Origin of the sequence: uncultured Methanobrevibacter sp. (assembly GCF_900314695.1) — an archaeon.
In the GTDB taxonomy this organism is placed as follows: Archaea; Methanobacteriota; Methanobacteria; order Methanobacteriales; family Methanobacteriaceae; genus Methanocatella.
In genome coordinates, this window is the sequence record NZ_OMWD01000002.1 from 40,262 (window position 1) to 60,448 (window position 20,187).

At 32.8% G+C, this 20,187-nt stretch carries 14 protein-coding genes; 2 read left to right on the forward strand and 12 right to left on the reverse strand.

Going from position 1 to position 20,187, the window contains the following annotated elements; translation table 11 throughout:
- Positions 1-6: 6 nt before the first annotated feature.
- The 5 genes from QZN45_RS00640 to QZN45_RS00660 all read right to left on the reverse strand — a co-directional run bounded on the left by QZN45_RS00640 (position 7) and on the right by QZN45_RS00660 (position 11,004).
- Positions 7-2,178: a hypothetical protein gene (locus QZN45_RS00640; protein WP_296810496.1), complete on the reverse strand. Its 2,172-nt coding sequence runs from the start codon at positions 2,176-2,178 to the stop codon at positions 7-9.
- A 205-nt stretch (positions 2,179-2,383) separates the two neighbouring features.
- The gene (locus tag QZN45_RS00645) at positions 2,384-4,045 is read right to left on the reverse strand and encodes an AarF/ABC1/UbiB kinase family protein (RefSeq protein ID WP_296810498.1); all 1,662 of its coding nucleotides are present in this window, start codon (positions 4,043-4,045) and stop codon (positions 2,384-2,386) included.
- Between the two features lie 35 nt (positions 4,046-4,080).
- Positions 4,081-6,006, reverse strand: a complete 1,926-nt coding sequence (locus QZN45_RS00650) for an endonuclease MutS2 (protein WP_292606324.1) — start codon at positions 6,004-6,006, stop codon at positions 4,081-4,083.
- A gap of 80 nt (positions 6,007-6,086) precedes the next feature.
- Entirely contained in the window at positions 6,087-8,516 is a 2,430-nt protein-coding gene (locus QZN45_RS00655) for a U32 family peptidase (protein ID WP_292606322.1), read from the reverse strand.
- A complete protein-coding gene (locus tag QZN45_RS00660; protein ID WP_292606320.1) occupies positions 8,503-11,004 on the reverse strand; it encodes a U32 family peptidase in 2,502 nt (833 codons plus the stop codon). Before QZN45_RS00660 ends, QZN45_RS00655 begins: the two co-directional genes overlap by 14 nt.
- A gap of 80 nt (positions 11,005-11,084) precedes the next feature.
- Here QZN45_RS00660 and tmk point away from each other — a divergent pair, with 80 nt between their 5' ends.
- The gene (gene tmk / locus QZN45_RS00665; RefSeq protein ID WP_292606318.1) at positions 11,085-11,663 is read left to right on the forward strand and encodes a dTMP kinase; all 579 of its coding nucleotides are present in this window, start codon (positions 11,085-11,087) and stop codon (positions 11,661-11,663) included.
- A 5-nt stretch (positions 11,664-11,668) separates the two neighbouring features.
- Positions 11,669-12,217 (forward strand): hypothetical protein, encoded by a 549-nt coding sequence (locus QZN45_RS00670; protein ID WP_292606317.1) that lies wholly within the window; start codon positions 11,669-11,671, stop codon positions 12,215-12,217.
- Here QZN45_RS00670 and mtaA read toward each other — a convergent pair.
- From mtaA to QZN45_RS00705, 7 genes are all read right to left on the reverse strand, one after another.
- Positions 12,207-13,214 (reverse strand): methylcobamide:CoM methyltransferase MtaA, encoded by a 1,008-nt coding sequence (gene mtaA / locus QZN45_RS00675; RefSeq protein ID WP_292606315.1) that lies wholly within the window; start codon positions 13,212-13,214, stop codon positions 12,207-12,209. The genes QZN45_RS00670 and mtaA overlap by 11 nt on opposite strands.
- The gene (locus QZN45_RS00680; RefSeq protein ID WP_292606313.1) at positions 13,204-14,817 is read right to left on the reverse strand and encodes a methylamine methyltransferase corrinoid protein reductive activase; all 1,614 of its coding nucleotides are present in this window, start codon (positions 14,815-14,817) and stop codon (positions 13,204-13,206) included. The genes mtaA and QZN45_RS00680 overlap by 11 nt, the downstream gene beginning before the upstream one ends.
- 6 nt (positions 14,818-14,823) lie before the next feature.
- Positions 14,824-15,651: a methanol--corrinoid protein MtaC gene (gene mtaC / locus QZN45_RS00685; protein ID WP_292606311.1), complete on the reverse strand. Its 828-nt coding sequence runs from the start codon at positions 15,649-15,651 to the stop codon at positions 14,824-14,826.
- 11 nt (positions 15,652-15,662) lie between these two features.
- Positions 15,663-17,048, reverse strand: a complete 1,386-nt coding sequence (mtaB, locus tag QZN45_RS00690) for a methanol--corrinoid protein co-methyltransferase MtaB (RefSeq protein ID WP_296810504.1) — start codon at positions 17,046-17,048, stop codon at positions 15,663-15,665.
- 494 nt (positions 17,049-17,542) lie between these two features.
- Positions 17,543-18,481 carry a tetrahydromethanopterin S-methyltransferase subunit H gene (gene mtrH / locus QZN45_RS00695; RefSeq protein ID WP_292606307.1) on the reverse strand — a complete coding sequence of 313 codons (939 nt, stop codon included), beginning with the start codon at positions 18,479-18,481 and terminating at the stop codon, positions 17,543-17,545.
- A gap of 527 nt (positions 18,482-19,008) precedes the next feature.
- Positions 19,009-19,218 carry a hypothetical protein gene (locus tag QZN45_RS00700; protein WP_292606305.1) on the reverse strand — a complete coding sequence of 70 codons (210 nt, stop codon included), beginning with the start codon at positions 19,216-19,218 and terminating at the stop codon, positions 19,009-19,011.
- Positions 19,219-20,181, reverse strand: coding sequence for a tyrosine--tRNA ligase (locus QZN45_RS00705; RefSeq protein WP_292606303.1), 963 nt, complete (start codon positions 20,179-20,181; stop codon positions 19,219-19,221).
- Positions 20,182-20,187: the final 6 nt, after the last annotated feature.

Here is a 20,187-nt window from a genome sequence, read left to right on the forward strand (position 1 = left end):
ATGACCTCATTTAATAGTTAGTTTAACTTTTTTAATTGTTCCTTTGTAGTATTTAGTAGTTTTAAAAGTAATTTTTGATGTAAATTTACCTTTTTTATTAAGTTTAGTAATTTTAAAGGTAGCTTTTCCTTTTGAATTGGTTTTTGCAGTGTAAGTTTTACCTTTTACTTTCAAGTATACCTTAACTTTCTTAATTGCCTTGTTTTTGCTGTTTTTCAATTGGATTGTGTACTTTTTGGTCTTGAGTGACTTTTTAAATGTTTTCTTTTTAGCAGCAATTTTTGTCCTTTCCTTTTTGATAGTTATCTTGACGGATTTTGAATTAGGATTGTAATTGTCTGACATTGTAACTTTCAAGGTTTTGGAACCTGCTTTGAGTGATTTCAACTTACTTGCAGTGATTGTAACAGTTGCAATACCTTTCTTGTTGGTTGTAACTGTTGTATATTTTTTATTGTTGATGTAAATTGTTACCTTTTCACCAGCTATGACTTTCCTGTTTTTGTCTTTAACAGTAACAGTATATTTGTCTGCATAATTGATTACAAAGCTTTTTTTAGTTGCACTTATTGTTACTGGCCTTTGGTATACATCTATCATATAATTGAATGTGGTGGAGTTGTATTCACTTCCTTCATAAAACAAATTAACATCATATAATCCGATGTTCAATTTAGGAATGATTATGGTTGCCTGACTGCTTGATAAGTTAGTCTTGAATTCCGCACCGTTTAGATTAGCTACAATCATACCTTTTGTTATATTGTTTGGCATTTTAACCTTAATGTTTAAAGTATCGCCATAAGTGATATTTGTAATACTAATTTTCATGTCTAAAACCATAGTTACATGTGCATCATCCAGATAAATGTTATTGGATGAATTGCCTGCTGTGTTTTCGCTGAAATAAATTTTATTTATAATAAAATCGCCTGAAACATATATTGCCCCTCCAGTGTCATTTGCAAAGTTTTTAACAAATGTTGAGTTGACAATTGTACCAACAGTTACAGCCATGGCTCCACCTTTAGTGGCCTTGTTGTTGGAAAATGTGGAATTTATAAATTCTGTTTCACTCTCGGAGTATATTGCACCTCCAATTTCTGCATTATTTCCATAAAATGTTGAATTAGTAATGTTTGCATAATAATCTACCATTATGGCTCCACCTAATTCATCAGCAGAATTATTATTGAATGTTGAATTTAGTACATATAAATTGTCGTTTACGTCACTATAAATTGCTCCGGCAGTTTTAGCAGAGTTATTTCTAAATATTGAATTTTTTACAGTATTGTTGTCTGATGCCAAATAAAGTGCACCTGCAGTTTCATCAGCACGGTTATCTGTGAATTTGCATAAATCAATTAAGTTTGGGTAAGATATTGTATAAAGAGCACCTCCGTTAACTGCCTCATTGTTTACAAAATCACACTTCTCCAAAACAAAGTTAAGTCCCTCGGCGTATATTCCTCCACCGATATCATCAGCAGTATTATTTATAAGTTTAGAATTGTCCAATTTTGTATCTCTTCCTGTAATGTATGCTGCACCTCCAATCTCGGCAGTATTGTTGAAGAATGTGCAATCAGCTATAGTACCTTCAATACCATACCAGTAGACTCCGCCGCCGTTTTCAGCAGTATTGTTTATAAATGTACAATTGTCTAAAAGACCATTTATTCCTGTCCAGTCAACAGCACCACCATAGATTGCTGTGTTGTTGATAAAAGTACAATTTTTCATCTGACCGTTTGCACCTATCCATTCAATAAGGTTGTATGAATAGGACATGTCCCAATTTGTAAATAGGATATTCTTTAAAACAACATTATCGGCATGAACTCTTAATAAAAAATCCATATCTGATGAATTTCCATCAATCTTATGGCCTTGGCCATCGAAAAGTATATTTTCGGATATTTCAAGGCCCCTGCATTTAGAATCCTGATTGACGATTATGTCTTTTTCCAGTTTAATGGTTGAATTGGGGGCTGCATTTTGAATTTCACTATCTAGCTCATCGATATTTTCAATGATTTTTGAATCTTCCAATTCAATTTCATTATCAACCATTGTGATATTGTCAATGTTTGCATTATCGCTTGCCGACACGTTTGAAAGCGAAAAGGCAAAGCACAAAAATATCATAATGATTATCATATGCTTGAATGTCATTAATTTTTACCTCATGATTTTATTATGATAAATATGTTTATAATAAAACATATAAGTAATTTGTTCAATTTTTAAATGTAATCAGCAATAAATTCTGCAATAACTTTTAAAAAGTGATGGGAAAATTGGGTTGATGTCTAAAAAAATCAGATGGTCTTTCATATCATTGGGAAATCAGAAAATATGTGTATATTTTCACATATTTCTAATCTCGCTCTATCATGTACTGTATTATTAGGTATATGCCTAGAATTCCGCTGACTACGAATCCTATTAATCCTAAAATAGGATAACCAAATATATGATAACCTTTTTCTATAAACATTGCAAGAGATGATCCAATAATTAATGCTGATAAAATGAGTGATACTGAAAGTTGGTTTATGAGTTCACTTACTTCGAGGTGTTTTAGATTTACTTCAAGTTTTCCATTTTCAATTTTTGATATGGTGTTGTTTATGGTATCTGGTAAGTCTTTTGCTAAATGTTCTAGCTGTAACAAATAATTTATACTTGATTTTGCAATTCTTTCAGGTTTGTATTTGTTGATAACAATTTTTCTAGATAGTTTCTTCAATTCTTCTGCAGCATTGAATGTTGGGTCTAATTTTTTACCGGTATCTTCAATTAATGCAATTCCTCTTCCAATCATTACGAATTCTCTTGGCAGAGCAATATTGTTTTCCACCATTACATTTAGCAAATCATCAAGTAACCCATCCATGTTTCTCAATTCGGCACCATAATAAAGATTCAACAGATCATCTAAATCCGTTTTTAGTTTATCAGTATTCTGTGCTGGTGTAATTATGTCCATATAAATTAGTTGCTTGATGATGTTGTTGGAATTTCTTCCGATTAGGAGCAGTATTAATTCTGCCAGTGTTTCTTTGAAATTTTCGCTTAATATTCCCATCATACCTAAATCGATGTAGCAAAGTTTCCCGTCTTTTGTTACAATTAAATTTCCAGGATGAGGGTCCGCATGGAAAAAACCATCAATCAAAACTTGTTTAAAATAAGATTTAACTCCATAATTTGCAATTTTTTTCTTATCGATTTTTGGATAATCTTTTTTCAGCAAATCTGTAACTGCAACACCGTCAATATATTCCATTGTAATAACTTTTTCACTACAATAGGCGGTATGTACTTCAGGTATTTTGATATAACTTACTTTTTTGAAGTTATTTGCAAGATTCTGCAGATTCATTGTTTCTTCCAAAAAGTTAATTTCTTTTAAAATGGACCTTTCAAATTCGCTAATCACTACCGGTAAGTTTAATGGTTTTGTCATTGTAAGGAATTGGTCAATTCTTTTTGCAAGAAATTTCATTATTTTAATATCGCTTTCAATAAGTTCCCGTGAATTCGGTTTTTGAACTTTTATGGCAACTTTTTCACCAGTTTCTCTTAATCTTGCTTTATAAACCTGCCCTATTGATGCTGAGCCTATTGGTGTTTCATCAATATCAACATAGATTTTATTCATTGAATCTCCAAGTTCTGTTTCGATAACTTCTTTTATTTCATCAAAAGGAGTAACTGGAGTATCATCTCTAAGTTTTTGAAGCTCTTCAGCAATTTCCACTCCAACAAGGTCTGGTCTGGTACTTAACATTTGACCTAATTTAATATATGCTGGGCCCAATTCCTCTAGTACTTTTCTCATTCTTATCGGAATTGATTCGTCAGGGGAATCACCAAGTTCTTCTTCTTTTGAAAGTTTACGGTTTCTTAAGAAGGGAAATTTTTTAAAAAAAGTATTTTCTTCTATTAAATATCCAAAATCATTCTTTTTCAATACTTTATAAATTTCATTTAGTCTTTTGATATTATCATTTGCAGTATTGGTTCTAACTTTCATTGATTATAGATATGTTACATGTATAATATATTTATTTAGAATTTTTCTAGGATTCTTGCATATACTGCCTTTAACTCATCATCTGATTTTTCATAAATTCTTTTTAAAATTAATTCAGGAGTACTTTTTGCAAGGAAATTCATTTTTGGAGTCCTATCGACTATCAGATTATAATTTTCATCCAATCCTTTTGCTTCAATACCGTCAACTCTGATGTCTGTGTAGTTCATTATTTCCCTTGCCATATGAGTTACAATAACTCCATATGAATTGGATTCTTTTATCATGTCTATGAATGTGGATATTATCTTAACGGCAGCATCAAGTTCGGTTATCCCTTCAAGTTCGTCTAATAATACTAATTTCTCACTTTTGGTTGTAACGATTGGTATGAATACATTTAAAAATGATTCGAATGCACCTGCATCCAGTGACCGTTTTTTAGAGAAGTGATAAATTTCATCAACAATTTTTATCTCTGCTTTGTCAGCACTTACGGGAAGTCCCATTTGGGCCATAATGGAGATTTGTGTTAATGTTTCAAGAAGAGTGGTTTTACCACCACTATTTGCTCCTGTTAAAAGAGCAATATTTTCGTTGCGGGTTAGTTGATAGTCCACTTTTTGAATATAATCCTTGTCTTTTTTAAGAGCCAATTCCAAGTGTAATGCTCCTTTTAATTTAATTTCATCACAAAATTCTGGTCTGCATAAGTCATATTCATATGCAAAACTTCCTAAACTAAATTCATAATCAAATTTGATTGCATCTTCGACTTCTTTTATCGCTTTGTCTTTTATTGAATTCAATTCGATTGCAGCACTTTTTTTAATGTCAAAAATATCATTTTCCTTTTTTGATGACTGTTCTAGGGTCACGCGTTGAATTTCGCTTTCATCAATTTCAATGGGGTATGTCCTTAAAAATGGATCAAAGCTTATTCCAGTTTCTTGGCGAATAATTTCTTTCCTTTTATTTATAATATCGTCAAATATTTTGCTAATTTTTGGAGGGAAATTATTATTTAATAAGTTGAGAATTTCATCTCCTTCAAGATCAACCTGTTTGATTGATTTTTCTAATTCATCATCCATATCTTCCTTTAGTGAATTGACAAGTTTTTCAATATCTACTTCTCTCTTGTCTATTATGTTTAACTCATTTATTATTGGGATAATTTCTCCAAGAACACTTTCTTTATTTCTAATCTTTTGAATTTCATGAACTCTTGAAAATAATTCTTGGTTTTGTATAAAAAAGTTGATGATTTTTTCTGGAACAATTTCATAATCTTCTTCTTCGATGTTGATCATTACAAGGTTTGGCATTCCTTCAAAATCAAGAATTCCCTGTGAGTAAACATAAAATACCAAGTCATAATTCATAATTTCTTCCTGAAGAAGTGGTGAATCGTTGGCTGTGATAATGGGGTAATATTTGTTAAGTCCCAAATCAGTTAGGTATGAATTATCCTCTTCGCTTTCCACGAGTATTGCTTTGCTTGGGTCGTAATCTGGTTTGGCTTCCTCAACTTCTTTCAGATTTTTCATCAAACCTCTTAATTTTATGATTGGGAGTTGGGATACATGTTCTTTTGCAGACATTACAAAATCAAGGCTTGAATTTATCTTGTCAATGTTTTTTGAAGGGGAAAGCAATAATATTCTGTTTTTTGAATAGTTGGTGTTGGAATATGATAAAATTTTGTTTATGATGTCTTCATAAATTTCCATGGCTCTGTCGCTTTTTATAAATTCATAACTGGGGTTTCCCAACAATTGGTTCATTATTTCAATTGCTTTTCTTTGACTTATTCCATCAATGTTTGATATTTTTTCCACATCGACATTTTCAACAATTTTTTGGAGTTCTTCTTCGCCTCCAACACCATTTATGATTTTTTCAGAGATTTTATCTCCAATTCCTTTTATGTTTTGCAATGTAATTCTTTCTCCTTTCATGTTACCAAACCCTTTTTTTAAAGTATTATATGTTTTTTAATATAATATTCAATATTGCCGAGAGCATCTGAAAAGTAATGTTAGTAATTTCCCAATGTATTTTTTGTGGAATATTTTAATAGGCTGTTTTTATCCAATTTTCCTTCAAGAGCATTTTTATAAATATCAACGATTTCATAGTAGTTGTCATCTCTAAATCGGCCATCTATTGCAAAATTGGAATAGCCTATCTCTTTTAAATGATTGATTTGAGACAATAATGAAATGTCTTCAAAATTAAATAAAATCAACTCCTGTGAAGAAATGCTTTTATGAATTGGGTATTTATTGTTGTTTTTGTCAATTAAGAAAAATTTAGAATTGTTTTTTACCTGTTTGAATTCTTTTCCATATAAAAGAGGATAACGTGTTTTCATAAGTTCAACAGACCCCTGAACAATCAGCTCTAGTTTATTTGGATTTTTGCAATATTTTATTATGTTTTCATAATCTATTTTGCTCAGTTCGGGGGATACTGTCAGTATCTTGTAGTTTTCAAGACTGTCTATTGTCTCCGTATTGGTGATGTTCATAGAATATGGTCCGTAATCTCCCTTAAAGCTATTGCTCATTATTGGAATGTTGTAGTCCATTTTATTCAGTATTCCTTTTACCTTATTCAATGCTTTGATTAATTTATCGTGGGTAATGTCTGGCCATTTCCAAATCAGTTCGTAATCTTTTGAGTGTGAAATTTCAAAGGCTTCCTTTAAAAAGTTAATCATGTAATTAAGGTTATAATTTTCATCATTGTTGATATCGAGAGTATCAATTTCGGGAGGAATCTCCAAATATACTCTTTTAACACCTTCAATTTTTTTCAAATGCTTTAGATTGTTTGTATAAAATGAAATGTTTGCATCAGTTTCTCGTATTTCGCTTTCATTTGATTTTAAAGTAATGTGTTTTAGGTCATGAGAATATGATTTTGTTATTTCATATTCAATATTTTTAAATAAGTCTCTTCTAAGCTCATTGATTTTACTTATTGGTATGAATAATGTTCCATCATAGTTTACATTGATTTGAATGATTTGGTAAGGATAATTGTCAACTTTGGATAATTGCTTTTTAACGGTATCCTGTGAAACACTTTTTTTAAGAGGTTTTTCAAATGGTGTGTTCCCTATCACTTCACATTCTATCTCCTTTTTGTTTGCAAGAGTTAATCTGCCTTTGAGTTTGGGAAATTTATTTTTAATTGAGAATGTTAATGTCAATTTGGATTTGACATAACTATTTCCCTTATTTTCAATTTCATGGGCTTTTTTAATTAAATCATGTTTCTTTGTAAGAAATACAGTTGATTCATTCAAATTGAAATTGCTTTTTTTATTCTGCCATACTTTTTTAACAATCAGTACTTTATCTTTACGGGTCAAATCCTTAATCTGCTTATTTTTTCCCTTTCTGAAATGATTTAAGGTGGTTATAAGAGGATTTTGTGAAATTTCAAATCCATAGTCCTTATTGTTTTTAATAAGTAATAGACCATCTCCTTTTTGAGGAATGCTTTTAGTTTCATCGTCAATTTTTATTGCAATCTGATTTTTGTGGGAGTCAATAACATGTCCTATTTTCAGCCCGATATGTCCTGATCTTAAACTTCTTTTGGAATCGTTGTTGAATTGTCCTTCAACAAATCCTCTATTGAATACGAGGTTTATTTCTTCATTTTTGGTTTCTTTTCCGCTTCTTAACTTATTCAGTGCCTTTCTGTAATTGCTTATTACAATGGCTAAATATTCCTTGTTTCGCATTCTCCCTTCAATCTTGATGCAAGATATATTTAACTCGGCAATTTCTTTTAATTTGTCAAATAAGCTCAAATCACATGGGGAGAGATAATAATCTTCTTTTTTGATGCCTGAAACTTTGTATTTTTGACGGCATGGTTGGGCACATGTTCCTCTGTTGCCGCTTCGACCTCCTTTAAAGCTGCTCATTAGGCATTGGCCAGAGTAGGAATAGCATAATGCGCCATGTGCAAATATTTCAAGTTCCATGTTTGTTTTAAGATTTTCTATTTCATCTTTTCTCATTTCTCTTGGAAGAACTACTCTTTTAATCCCTTTGCTTTCAAGATAATCCAATTTCAATTGATTTTCACATGTCATTTGTGTTGAAGCATGAATTTTCAAATTGGGCAGATGTCTGTTGATAAGCTCGACCAGTCCCAAATCTTGAATTAAAACGGCATCCACTCCAATCGAATATAGCTTGGCCAAATAATTAATGACATCCTCAAGTTCGTCTTGTTTGATTAATGTATTGACAGTAACATAAACCTTGACATTGTGCAAGTGTGCTGTGTTTACTGCTTCGTTTATTTCATCTAATGTAAAGTTTTGGGCAAACTTGCGGGCACCATAGTCTTTTCCAGACAGATATACTGAACTGGCCCCTGCATTTATGGCTACTTTCAAATGTTCCATGGATCCTACGGGAGCAAGCAATTCAGGAATTCTCATGTAATCTACCTTCAATAAAATTTCCTTTGTTAATGTATGACTGTGAGAAATCCATAATCTGATATTTGTATTCGGTCAGCTCATCCTGCTCTTTATTTTTAAGACTTTCATTGTAAATTGATAAAATTTGTGTAGTGTATTTTTCATTCGAATATCTGCAGTCCAAAATTAATGAATCAAGACCAAACTCTTTAATTTCATTCATTTCTTCAATTAAACACAAGCAATCCTTATTTATTATGTGGCTTTGGCGATTATAGTCGAAAAATATTTTATATTTGAATTTTTTTCTTTTTTTATCTTCCAAAGTTGCATAATCTGCATCGTTTGAAATAATAAAGTCTTTTCCATCATTTAAATTGGTAAAATCGTCTTTACTTACAATAACTTCCAGATTTCCGTTAACAATCATTTCAAGATCAATATTTCTGTCATGATTTTTGAGGGATATCTCCTTAATTTCACGGCCTGAAAGTTCTGAAGACAATATCAATGATTTAAATCCTGCAGCATTTAAATTGTGAACACAAAAACTGTTCCAAACATTCAGATTATGATTTCCATATATCCTGCAGTCAAATATTTCATCCATTCCAGGGAAATCTCCCATGACTGAAATAATGATTCCCTCATTTTCAAGTTCTTTAACAATTTCCCTGCATCTGACTGCATCTTCTTCGGATATGAATGATGATAAAACCCAAACGAATTCGGTTGGGGCAGCCATTAAACTTCCCTTTTTCAATGTTTCTTTAATGTTTTTGAAATAGTCTTCAGGGTTGTTGTAGTGGCAATTTCCATCAAAATAGATTTTTTTCAAATCAAATCCTGATGCAGCTTTAATTTGTGCAATATCATCAATAAATATTGATAGCTTTGGATTTTTATTTTTGATTTTTCCAGGGTCTGCATCATAATCGTCAATGAATTTTGTTAAGTTTTTGCGGACTGCCTTAACTGATTTTTTAGTTGGGGTATAATGTTTCAACAGCAAATCAGTTGCAGTGTCCAGGATTTCACGCCTAATCTGGTTAATTTCACGAATTGGTATGAAAATGTCTTTCGGCATATTGTTGAATCTAATATTTTCAATGTAAAATGGTGTTCCGCCGGTTTTTTTAAGTTGTTTTTCAATTGTTTCTTCAGTCAACGGTTTATTTTTAGCTTTTTCAAATTTATCCAAGGTCTTATGTCTAAAATTAATCAGTTCATCGTCAATGTAAAATTCCACTTTGGTAAACAAATTCAAGTTTTCATCCCATGTTAATGATAGGTCAATTCCCACATTATTTCTTATGGTTTCCTTTTCAAATTGTTTCAAGTATTCGTGAGTTGATTTGGAATAGCTTATGAACACTTCTGTTCCAACCTTAACTAGCCTTGTTGTGTCTATGATAATCTCATTTTCATCTTGCTTTATGATGTTTTCCAAATAGATTCCTTTGATTTTGCCATTGTATTTGAAAGCTATTCCGTCTCCAGGTTCTAAAATTACTGGAATTTCTTTGTTTTTGATTTCAATTGTAACTTTTGTATCTTCGATGTTGGTGATGTCTCCGATGTATAATCCTTCATGGCCGGAGTGGCTTCTGCCCATCACTTCTCCTGGATTGTCTCCAAGCATATATCCGTTAGTAAAATGTCTGTTAAAAACAAGATGTAAATCTTTTTTGTAATCTCCTGGGTTTCCATCTATTAAGTTCCTGTAACTGTTTACAATGGTTCCAATATAGTCTCCTGATTTCATTCTTCCTTCTAATTTAAGGGATTTGACTCCTGCATTGGAAATGGCTTCTAAATTATCATATGTAGCAAGGTCATGTGTTGATAGGAGGTATCCATTCCCAATATTGTATCCTCTGTATTTTAAACGATATTCTCGTCTGCATGGTTGTGCACAGGCTCCTCTGTTACCGCTTCTTCCACTATTGTATGATGACATGTAACATTTGCCGCTAACACAGTAACAAAGTGCACCATGGCCAAATACTTCAATATCCATGTCAATGTTGTCTTTTTCAAGTTGTGCGTTTATTTGCTTGATTTGGCTTAGTGTCACTTCTCTTGGAAGAACTACTCTTTTTATATTGTTTTTGCCAGCCCATTTGATTGATGAATAGTTGTTCAAACCCATTTGTGTTGATGCGTGAACTTCCAAATCTGGAATAAAAGTCTTTAAAAGCCAAATTAATCCAAAATCCTGTACAATTACAGCGTCAACTCCAATTTTATATAATTTAAATAAGTATTGCAATACGTCCACAATTTCAAAATTGTTAACTAATGTGTTGACGGTAACATGTATTTTGCTGCCGTTTAAGTGAGCATATTCAACTGCCTTTTCAATTTCTTCCATTGTAAAGTTTTTAGCATATGCTCTAGCACCATAATTCTGTCCAGCGATATAAACTGCATCAGCACCTGCATTGATTGCGATTGTCAGCACTTCTGGTGAACCTGCTGGAGCTAATAATTCTTCTAAAACCATTTTATAAATACACCTTGCTATAATTTATCATTAATATCTTTGGAATTAATTATATATTAAATTAAAACATATTCTATTTTATGTATATAGTTTTTGAAGGAATAGATGGTGCTGGAAAATCAACTCAAATTGGAATGTTGAAAGAATGGCTTGAGGCTAATGGATTTAGGGTAGAGACATTGGTTGAACCAACTGATTCTGAAGTAGGAAAATTGATTCGAAGAATTTTGCAACGCCCTGATGCAACTACTGACCATGTCCAAAAAACTTTGGGTTTGCTTTTTGCAGCTGACAGGATGTTGATAATGGATAAACTGGAAGACAAATCTAAAATATTCATTTCAGACAGGTCTTTCATATCTTCACTGGCATACCAGGAACCTGCCGATTGGATTGAAGTTCTTAACAAATATGCTAAAAAACCTGATTTGTTGTTATTGTTGGATTTGGATGTTGCCAAATCAGTTGCAAGAACCTCTGGTAAGGATACTTTTGAAAATGAAACTTTTTTGACTGGTGTTAAAGGAAACTATTTAAAATTGGCTGAAAATTATACATGTGAGATAATTGATGCTAATAATGGTGTAAATAAAGTGTCTTCAGATATTAAGAAAGCTGTAGCACCATATCTGGGAATTTGCCCGGATTGCATAAGGTAATTGTCATGCAGGAAATTATTGGATTATTGTCGAATTTGGATGGGGTTATTCGTGTCGAAAGATTAACTCCTGAAAATATTTTAAAAGTCATTGATTTTGAATCCCAACGTAAGGAAGAATTGATTCCTCTTTTCAATAAAGGTATTCAGGAATGCTTTAAAAGGGATGTTTCATTGGTTATTTTTAAAAAAGGATTTTTCAGACCGCCACCAACACCGACATTACTTTTGATGTTTGATGGAGAAGTTTTGGGTCATGATATTTTTACCGATTCCCAAAAAGAAGAATATATGGATGATGAAGACGTTCAGTTCTTAAGTGATGATTTCATAATATTCAAGGATGTTCTGCATAATCATAATTTGGAAAAGGGCAATGAGTACTTTATTTTGCCTGCTGTGCCTTTTCCTGAATTGGATAATTTCAGTAATGTGTCTGAGGTTATCTCATCATCTCCGTCAACGCCAAGCGATGAATATTTAAAAGAAGAATATGGCTTTGGCCAAGATTCTTCCATTGCAACAATATTTGTTTCATTTAATATTAAAGATTAAAATATTCATTTCGTTCGCTGATTGCAGCTTTAATGTTATCTAATGGGGTATTTGGAGCAATCCCGCAACTTGGAGCCAGAATGTCGATTCCATCATCAATCGCTTTTTTGACATCTCCTTTAACTTCATCTGAATTGCCGCTGAGCAATGTTTTTGAAGTTGAAATATTTCCAAGGATAACACAATTGTCTTCGATTATTTCTTTTTGTGCTTGAGGAATGTCAACAGCCTCTTCAACACTGATTCCATCAAATCCACAGGTTGCCATATCTTTAATAATAGGCTGTGTGGATCCGCAGATGTGCAATACTTTTAATACTTCAATGTAATCGGCCAAATCTTCAAGATTAGGTTTAATCAATGATTTAAAATCATCAGGTGCTATTAATTCTGGAGATGCAGTTGGTTCGTTAACACATATTACATCTGCTCCGTGATTTTGGATTTCTTCAATGTAGTCCATGCTCACATCAACACAGTTTTCAACTGCTATTTCCACTTCTTCGATGTCTGTTTTCATATATCTTACAAGATTTTCAATTCCAAGCAGATGTCCTGTTAATGTGAATGGGCCGGTAATTCCAACAATTATTGGTAATTCTTCATATTTTTCTTTTAAGATATCAATTGCTTCTAAAACAACAGGTATTCTTCCTCTTTTTGTAAAATCATCTGTAGCTTCAATATCATCAGCATATTCAAATGGTGAGATTTCAACCTCTGGAACCCTTTCGTTACTTCCGAGATTAACATCACATCCCAATGCTTCTGCTTCTACAGTTAGGCAGAATGGTAATCTTGCACATTCAAGTCCTGCAAGTTCATATAAAGAGCTTGCAAGTGTCGCCATTTGATTGGCATCTTTGTGTGCATCTGGCCATTTTAGTCCATAATGGTTCATTGCATCTATTGTTCCGAGTTGAGTTACACTTACAAATGGTTTTCTTTCAACTGTTTGTCCTGTAAGTGCGTTTTTAAGGTTTTCTTTATAATTCATTTTTATCACTTTTTTTGTAAAATTGATTGTATTTAAATACATTCTGTTTGCAGTTTCTGACACATCTTAAGCATCCAAGTCCTGAACACAAATCGCTTCTTAAACTGAATTCATTTTTCTTTAAGGATAATGCATTTTCCGGACAATTATTCACACATTCCATGCATGAAATGCAATCATCAAATGTTGTTTTCATGGTATTAGAAATGTCAATGCTTTTAATGGGTTTATCTCCAGCATCGGATATGTCCTTTTCAAATAATTTATGAATTTGGGGGTTTTCTTCAAGGGGAGGCATTTCCTGATATCCATATTTTGAAAGCCATTCCTCATACTTTTCAAAGGGCAATCCCTCTTCATAAATCGCCAATTCCAGTGAATATATCTTTTCAAAAATTTCTGAAGTGGCAAGCATTATATGATTGTTTTCAATATCGTCAGCTATCTGTTGCAGTTCATCAAGAAGTTGCGGATTCAAAACAATGTCTTTAGCCATTGCAAGGGAAGTATTTCCAATTTGGAATACTTCTGTTGAAGATGGTGGAATCTGACCTATTTTCATAGACTTCAATGCATCAACATAAAATCCTGATGCTCCAGCCATATAAACTGAATCAATTTCATCCAAATAAATATCCGAACTTTCAGCTAAAGTCAATTCAGCAGCTCTGAAAGCGCCCAAGGCTTTCCCTATATTGTTTATATCGTTTTCAGTTAAATAAATGTCATCCTGAAAGTAGATTTTTTCTTTGATTTTCCCGTTTTCAATGATTCCATCTTCTATTCCAAGGCAGAATGCTGCAATTACACCGGTTCCTGTTATTCCACAAGCGGTCATGTCACTTTTTTCAATGGAATCTCCATTGAGTGGATTTATCAAATCTCCATTTTGAACAAGCAAATCATCATCAAGGATTTTCATTCTCCAATTATTGCCTTCCTTTGCAATATCACAAATTGTATTTGGGGAAGCCAATCTTCCTTTTTCAATTGTCTGACCTTCAATTGCAGGTCCTGCAGCTGCTGAAGCGGTGTAAATTTCTCCTTCTACAATCAATGCCATTTCGGCATTTGTTCCAAAATCAATTATCAATGAATCCTCATCCTTATCAAGAGCTCCTGATTTATAAAGCATTGCCAGTGCGTCCGCTCCGATTTCATGCTTAATTGCAGGAGGGATATAAACGTAGGTATTTGGAGGAACGTCTAATCCAATTTCAGATGCATTTATCTTTTTGGATTTTCTGGAAGGGGGTGTGATGTTTTGATTTTTCAGTGCATTTTTTCCCCAATAAGCCAAATCTCTTATTTCAATATTGTTGAAAAGAGATAATTGAATTGGATTCCCACAAACTGATAATCTTTCAACATTGTTAATATCTAAACTGTTAATGACTTTATTAATTGCATTAATTAATAATTTATGGGCTTGATTCTGCCCAATATCAATAGCAAAATGCAAATGGTCAATTACATTTGCACCAGGTAAAGGATGTCTTAAAGTGATTGCTGTAGATATTGTTTTTTCAGTGGTTAAATCATAGCTTTGGGCTCTGATACCACTTGTTCCAATATCTATTGCAATTCCAGTATGTTCTGCCATATTATCTTAGCTTGCATATTCTGATACGAACTCTCCGACAATATCACTATATTCTTTTCTTAAATCTTCCCAATTCTTATTGTCAGTTAGTATAGCGTCAGCTAATTTTGGTGTGTGGTATGCTTCTACACCATAAACTGTCATGTCCATTGTTTCAACGTAATCTTTTCTGACTGCTCCACCACCACATCCGATAGCCGGAACTTCAAGACCTGCTTCCTTAAGCGCTTCGACAACTTTAGGGAATGCGGTCATTGTTGTGGTCATGAGTGCCGTACCGGTCATGAATAATGGGTCATATTCTTTAACTGCTTCAACAACTCTTTGTGCTGCAACATCACGTCCTAAATCAATAGCTTCAAATCCTCCTGCTCTTAAAAACATTAAAATTAAGTTTTTACCTATGTCGTGGGGATCTCCTTCAGCTACAAAACATACTACAGTTCCTTTTGTATCACTTTTGCGACCAAGAACCTTTTCACATTCCTTAACACTTTCCATCATTGCATCTCCAGCAAGCATCAAATCAGGCAAGAAATAAACTCCTTTTGTATATAATGTGCTCACTGCATCGATTCCTTTCATTAATGCATTATTGATTAGTTCGATTGGGGAATAACCTTCCTCAAGGGATTTTTTGACATCTTTCAATGCGTTAATCTTATCTTCGTATAGTATTTCTAAAGCTATTTTTCTGAATGGTTCTTCTGTTGGTAAAATTTCTTTTACTTCAGGATAGTCTTCTGCTTTCATTGCAGCTCCTTCAGCGACAACATTGTATCGAATAGCAATTTTATCTTGTGTTATTTTATCTTCCAAATCTTTATAACTCATTTCAATCCCTCTTATAATTCATAATTTTTAGGGTCGAAATCTTCAACTTTACGATCGTATCTTCTTACGCTACGTTTAATAAATTTAGATGAGTCATCTGGCAATTTATTAAATGTTCTAATTGCGCTATTTAAGCTGTCTTGTTCAAATCTTGTTAACTGTATCTTTTTAGCTTCAACTGCTTCAGTAATGATTTTTCCAACTTCCAATGCAGCTGCAATGCTTCTTTGATATGGATCGTCTCCGTATTCTACTATCGCTTCACCTATTCTATATGCATTGTCATATGCCAATATTAATGCCTGCGGGTCTCTGTATTTGTCAGTTAGAGTGTATAAATCTCTTAAAGTTTTATCTTCACCAGTTTGGATTGCTGTATTCATTAATGCAGCTTCAAATCCAGTTGCCTGAAGCCATACTTCTGGAGTTGTTCCGCCCATTTCTTCTCTGTGGTAAACGGATTCATTACTCCAGCAATCACAGATTCCTGCAATCAGGTTACCCATCAGGTCGGAGTGTGCACAAACTGCATTTTTACCTTCTGTTGCAATTGGGACTCCACTGATGGATTTGACTATTGGATTTTCATATCCGCAATCTTTTAAAGGTCCTTTTGCACCACATTCAACAGCAACTAAACTGTTTGCTCCACCAATTCCTCTTGCAATTGCCGCTAAGGTATGTGAACAATCTTTGTCAAGCAATCCTCCAGCTAAAAACATTGCAGTATTGGATTGTGAACAGTTGGTGTCTCCTCCAGGAATTACTTTGTGCTTGTTACAGATTTTTACAATCTCTTCCCACATGAATTCCATATCTATGCTTCCTAAAACACCAATACCAAATAGTATTGCTCTTGGATCTCCTCTTGAAATACCGTAATCTGAAACAGATTTTCCTCCGGTAGTTTCAATACATATTATTGATGCACCATTTTCACAGCATTGTTCGATGGATTCCATCACATTTTGGTATTGTTCTGAAGTTCTATAGTTTGAGCCTTTTTCTTCATCCCTTATGTCTGCAGGGGTTGCTTTAAGGGCTACCTTAATTCCATATTCATCATGGAACTTTTCTAGAACTTCCACTTGTGCCTGGGTACATGCACCAGCCCATTCCGGGTTTGCGGTTTGTTGAGCAATGTGTTCCTGTTCAATGATAAATGATGGAAGACCAATATTTAAAGCTCTTTGGCATGCGCTTATTGTTATGTTTCTGCATTCTGCAACCATACTTTCCATGGAATTTTCACTGCCTTCTTTAGGGGCTACTTTTATTATCGGGTTTACATATCCTGCTCCAATTTCCATATCATATTTTGTTTTTACAGGATGTTTTGCAAATCCAAAAACCATGTCGTCTGGACTTTCATATTCCATTTTTGTAAATCGTTTCATACAATCACCTACAGTTAATTAAAAGTAATTTCTTATAGTATATAAAAGGGGTTGATTTTTCAAGTATGGTTGATATTTTTTTAGAATATTGGTGTGTCATATATTTCTTATTTTTCCTTGTTTTTTTAAAATAGTGGTTAAAAATAATATTAATTTTAAAAAATAGTTTTTATAAGGTTTTTTAGGATTTTATTTGATTTTATTGATTTTCGTTAAAACAATTGCCCATATAAAATCTATTTGAAATTTTTTAAAATATGTTTAAAAAATAAAGTGTACTTGATAATGTTGTTCTTTTAAATCCAAAAGTTCAAGCTAGAGGATTATATTTAAATTCAAAATAAGGGAAATTTGTGGGGAAATTAAAACTAAAAATTAGAGTACTGGAGGTGCTTGCTCCAGTACTTATTTGGTATTATACTTTTATGTTAAGATTTGTTAATGGATATTGAACAAATCTTCATTGAGGTTTGAAAATGTATTAACAAATGATATTATACTAATTTGTTCATAGGGTGATAATCAACAGGTTCGGTTCCTAAAGGTTTTGCAGCTTCGGATATGAACATGTCTGTTTGAGCTACTGCTGGAAATGCTATGCTTGCATTTTCGATTGGTCCGAAAAGAACAAAGTCTCCTGCACACATTACTTGCACGATATTTGCACCAATATCACAAACAGTAAATGCAGTTTTGTTTCCTGCTTTTTTGTATTCTCTTAACCAGTCCCATGCGGATGGTACGTTGTGAATTCCTGATCCCACTGGATATCCCCATTTCGCTTTTTCAGCAAATGAAGTTCTCGCAGCGATACCTGCTCCCTGACCTAAAGGTGTAACTGCTGTATCCATCATGAATCTGTCAATTCCACATTCTGCAGCTACTTCAAGTAAACCTTTTTCGTATGCACCATCATCTCCATCTTCCCACATTGCCATTTTACCTTCAACGGTAGCATTCATTGGGTTGAATCCTAAAATAATTGAAGCAGAAATGTCTGTTTCAGCAAGTGCATCTAACTCGGATTTGTCTGCAGCCATGTTGATTGAATTATATATTGCTCTTTCTGTTAATCCGGTTTCATCAGCGTACTGTGCACCAGCAACTCTTGCATCACCGGATGTTGAATCTATAAGGAAGGGAGCATCACAAATCTCTCCAATATATTCAATATATTTTGGAAGTGCTTCCACTGTTTGTCCGAAAACTTGTACAATGTATGGATTACCGGTTACGTCGGAAATGGATGCCATATCATTTACTAATTGTTCTGCTCTATCTTTATCGAAATCTCCTGTTAATTCATCGTTAAGAATGTTGTGTCCACCATAGAATATTGTTCCTGCTAACACAGTAGGATATTCTCCAGGCTGACCACCCATTTTGACTCCTGCGAAGTCAAAAACTTCTTGTTCTTTATCAAATTTAAACATTTAATTTAACCTCGTTTATTATGACTTAACTTATTCATTTTAACTTTATAAAAATTCAAGTTAAGTCTAACTTATTATATTTATTTAGGTATATATAAACTTATCTGAAAATTTTATAATATTTTTAAAAAGTTTTAGTTAACTGTTTAATAGTTAAAATATATCTTGTAGTGCCTTATTTTTGACAGATATTTATTACATATAAAGTATACTTGATAATAAGTTCATTTTATCTTTATTTTTGAAATCGCATCATAAAATCTAAAAATAATTAATTGTCCATATTTAATCATGATTATTTTCTAAATTCGATGATTTAATCAATAATTTATAAAATAACCTATTTGGGTTTATATTAATTAAAATGGAATGTTTAAATTTATAAAAAATATATTTTAAAACATTAAAAAATTAGTATGCAAAAAATAATTGAATAAAATTAATATGGGTTTTGGATATTGGAAAAAAACAATGTGAAAATCCGTAAAAAGCAAAATATGGTTTAAAAAATAAGTAAGTGGAGAAATCTATTCTCCGGATAATTCTTTTAGTCTTTCACGAATGGCATTTTCTAAAAATTCTCTTGTTTTTACAAGTTCATCATATTCTCCGATTATTTTTGGTCCGAATTCGGTTTGTTCCAATTTGATGTCGAATTTTTCAAAAGCATGTGCAAGCATTTGTTCGCCAACGCCATTCGGTATACCCATTTCAAATTCTTCTTTTTCTTCAGCCATTTAGTTCTCCTCCATGTATTCTCTTACCGGAGCAAAGAATTCAATTAAGAAATCTTTAATTCCATTTTTTAAATCCATTGGATGTAAATTGCCTTCACTAAAGTCCTTGATTAATTCGTCGTGGCTTAATTCAATGTCTCCACCGAATTTTTCAGGTCTTTTAATAAGTAATTTCTCTTGATTAGGGAACACAAATGTTTCTGCTATTTCAATCATTGGATTTCCTTCAATTTCTCCTTGAGGACAGAAACTTTTCTTGATTTTTTTAGTGATTTCTTCAACACTGTCATCCACCGCAATGTAGTTTCCTTTACTTGAAGACATTTTGGCATCACCGTCAAGACCATGCAATAATGGTGTGTGGATACAGACTGGTACGTTTTCACCTATCTTTTCTAGATTTTCACGTGCCAACATTTGGATTTTTCTCTGTTCCATACCTCCGAGGGCAACATCAACTTCTAATGCAGCCATATCTACGGTTTGCATGATTGGATAAATAACACTGGCTACTTTTGGATTGTCATCTGCACGACTTACTTGATCCATACTTCTTCTAGCTCTTTTCAAAGTAGTCATTGTAGCTAATTGATAAACTTTATCAGTATAATCCCCTTCAAGTTGGAAAGATGAACCTAAAACATATTCTGTTGTTTCATCAAGCCCTAATGCCTGGAAACATTTTTTGTTGTATTCAGCAGTTTCTGCAATTTCTTCAACAGTTCCTTTTCCATTTAAAAATGCATGATAATCCGCAAGAAGGATTTTAATTTTAAAACCAAATTTTTGTAATTGTTTTAGCTTTTGTACAGTTACCGCATGTCCTAAATGGATTTTTCCTGAAGGTTCATAACCTGTATAAGCTATAGGCTGTTCTTTTTTTAGAACTTCTTTCAATTCTTCTGTGTCTATAACTTCCAAGGTTCCATTTTCGATTAACTGAATTTTTTCTTCAATATTCATTTTATC

Excerpts from the sequence above, each read along its gene's own strand:
- mtaC (WP_292606311.1), bottom strand. The coding sequence starts at position 15,651 with ATGAGTTATAAAGATTTGGAAGATAAAATAACACAAGATAAAATTGCT.
- mtrH (WP_292606307.1), bottom strand. The coding sequence starts at position 18,481 with ATGTTTAAATTTGATAAAGAACAAGAAGTTTTTGACTTCGCAGGAGTC.
- mtaB (WP_296810504.1), bottom strand. The coding sequence starts at position 17,048 with ATGAAACGATTTACAAAAATGGAATATGAAAGTCCAGACGACATGGTT.
- QZN45_RS00670 (WP_292606317.1), top strand. The coding sequence starts at position 11,669 with ATGCAGGAAATTATTGGATTATTGTCGAATTTGGATGGGGTTATTCGT.
- QZN45_RS00705 (WP_292606303.1), bottom strand. The coding sequence starts at position 20,181 with ATGAATATTGAAGAAAAAATTCAGTTAATCGAAAATGGAACCTTGGAA.
- QZN45_RS00700 (WP_292606305.1), bottom strand. The coding sequence starts at position 19,218 with ATGGCTGAAGAAAAAGAAGAATTTGAAATGGGTATACCGAATGGCGTT.
- QZN45_RS00645 (WP_296810498.1), bottom strand. The coding sequence starts at position 4,045 with ATGAAAGTTAGAACCAATACTGCAAATGATAATATCAAAAGACTAAAT.
- QZN45_RS00655 (WP_292606322.1), bottom strand. The coding sequence starts at position 8,516 with ATGAGAATTCCTGAATTGCTTGCTCCCGTAGGATCCATGGAACATTTG.
- mtaA (WP_292606315.1), bottom strand. The coding sequence starts at position 13,214 with ATGAATTATAAAGAAAACCTTAAAAACGCACTTACAGGACAAACAGTT.
- QZN45_RS00650 (WP_292606324.1), bottom strand. The coding sequence starts at position 6,006 with ATGAAAGGAGAAAGAATTACATTGCAAAACATAAAAGGAATTGGAGAT.
- QZN45_RS00660 (WP_292606320.1), bottom strand. The coding sequence starts at position 11,004 with ATGGTTTTAGAAGAATTATTAGCTCCAGCAGGTTCACCAGAAGTGCTG.
- QZN45_RS00640 (WP_296810496.1), bottom strand. The coding sequence starts at position 2,178 with ATGACATTCAAGCATATGATAATCATTATGATATTTTTGTGCTTTGCC.
- tmk (WP_292606318.1), top strand. The coding sequence starts at position 11,085 with ATGTATATAGTTTTTGAAGGAATAGATGGTGCTGGAAAATCAACTCAA.
- QZN45_RS00680 (WP_292606313.1), bottom strand. The coding sequence starts at position 14,817 with ATGGCAGAACATACTGGAATTGCAATAGATATTGGAACAAGTGGTATC.